At 35.6% G+C, this 1693-nt stretch carries 3 protein-coding genes; all 3 read left to right on the forward strand.

Annotated features, from left to right (window positions below; translation table 11 throughout):
* Positions 1–657 (forward strand): metal ABC transporter solute-binding protein, Zn/Mn family (locus FC82_RS07345; RefSeq protein WP_056996631.1); only part of this gene is annotated, 657 nt, incomplete at its 5' end.
* Between the two features lie 73 nt (positions 658–730).
* Positions 731–1414 carry a metal ABC transporter ATP-binding protein gene (locus tag FC82_RS07350; RefSeq protein ID WP_054762946.1) on the forward strand — a complete coding sequence of 228 codons (684 nt, stop codon included), beginning with the start codon at positions 731–733 and terminating at the stop codon, positions 1412–1414.
* Positions 1407–1693: metal ABC transporter permease (locus FC82_RS07355; protein ID WP_191982799.1), on the forward strand; the 287-nt coding region annotated here is incomplete at its 3' end. The genes FC82_RS07350 and FC82_RS07355, both read left to right, overlap by 8 nt.

A 1693-nucleotide genomic window follows, 5' to 3' on the forward strand; every position in this document is an offset into this window, starting at 1 on the left:
GTTGCTAGTGGTATTGATTATGATCCATGGATGAGTAAACTCGTAAAGAATAGTAAATCTTCAACTAAGTATATTAAAATTGGCGAGGATGTATTAGGCAAAAAATCAGGAGATAATCCGCATATTTGGTATGATCCAACTACGATGCCTAAGTATGTAAATTTTTTAGCTAATAAGTTAAGCAAAATCCAGCCAAAAAACAAGAAGTATTTCCACGATAATGCCAAAAAATATATCAAATCCCTTCAAGCTGTTAATGCTGAGATTAGCAGATTAAAAAAATTGGCTGATAAAAAGACTAATAGTGAAGTTTACGTTAGTGAACCGGTTTTTGATTATGCATTGACGGCTCTTGGATATAAAGTTGCCAATACAAACTTTGAGAATGCTATGGAGAAAGGAACAGATCCTTCTGCTAAGGAAATCCAAACAATGGAGAAGGGAATCAAGAACCATAAGATTGTCTTTTTCGTATACAACAAGCAGGTTTCTGATAAAACGGTCACGAATTTTGTTAAGTTAGCAAAACAATATAATGTGCCTGTGTTGAAGGTTACAGAAACATTGCCAGCACATATGAATTACAAACAATGGATGCTTTCACAATATAAAGAGTTAGACAATATTTTGACCAAGGTTAATCGTGAATCTAAATAGATATGGTTTGTATTAAAAGGCTCATGAATCTCTTTTGAGATGACTGAGTCTTTTACAATAAAGAGAGGTCATAATGAATAATATTTTAACCGTTGAGGATCTTTCATTGGCATATGGAAGCAAAGTAGTAATTAATCATTTGAATCTTGCTTTAAAAAGAGGAGAGTTTAAAGCAATTATTGGTGAAAATGGTGTAGGCAAGACCACATTTATTCGTGCTTTACTGGGCCAATTAACGCCACAAGGTGGCTGCATAACATTTGAAGATGCGTCTTTAAAAATTGGGTACGTTCCTCAATTCCGAAATTTAGATGAAGAATACCCACTATCTATCACTAATTTTGTGGGATTAAATTTAATGACTAAGAAAGCTCCCTGGCCATCTAAGCATGAGAGATTAAAACTGCAACGAGTCATGGATGATACTAATCTCACTGATGTATGTAAACGGCCGATTGGTGTTGCTTCGGGTGGTGAAAAGCAGCGGGCTTATTTGGCACAAGCGCTTGTTAATGATCCAGACCTGTTGATTTTAGATGAATCAACAGCCAGTTTAGACAATGTAGTAAAGGTTGATCTCTTAGACTTAGTTAGTGATTTTCAAAAGGCTCGAAACCTAAGCGTGTTGTTTATCACGCACGATTGGCCACTTGCTAGAAAATATGCGGATAGCTTTTTATTGATGAAACCTATGCATTATATTTCAGGAGTTATGAATGATTTTCCTATTGATAAGATTGGAGAAATTGATGTTTAATTTAGAATTTATGCAACACGCTTTTACGGCGGGGACTTTTATTGCAATTATTAGTGGGATTATGGGGGTATTTGTAATTGCTAGAAAAATGTCTTTTTTGACTCATACTTTGTCAGAAATAGGATTTTCTGGTGCCGCCTTTGGTGTCTTTATTGGTTGGGCACCGTTGAACGGTATGCTACTCTTTACATTAATTAGTTCGGTAATGGTTGGCCAATTAGGGGTTAAGTCATCACGTAGGGAATCGGTTATTAGCGCTGTTTCCTCATTATTTATGGG

Source organism: Secundilactobacillus collinoides DSM 20515 = JCM 1123, from assembly GCF_001435975.1.
Taxonomy (GTDB): Bacteria; Bacillota; Bacilli; order Lactobacillales; family Lactobacillaceae; genus Secundilactobacillus; species Secundilactobacillus collinoides.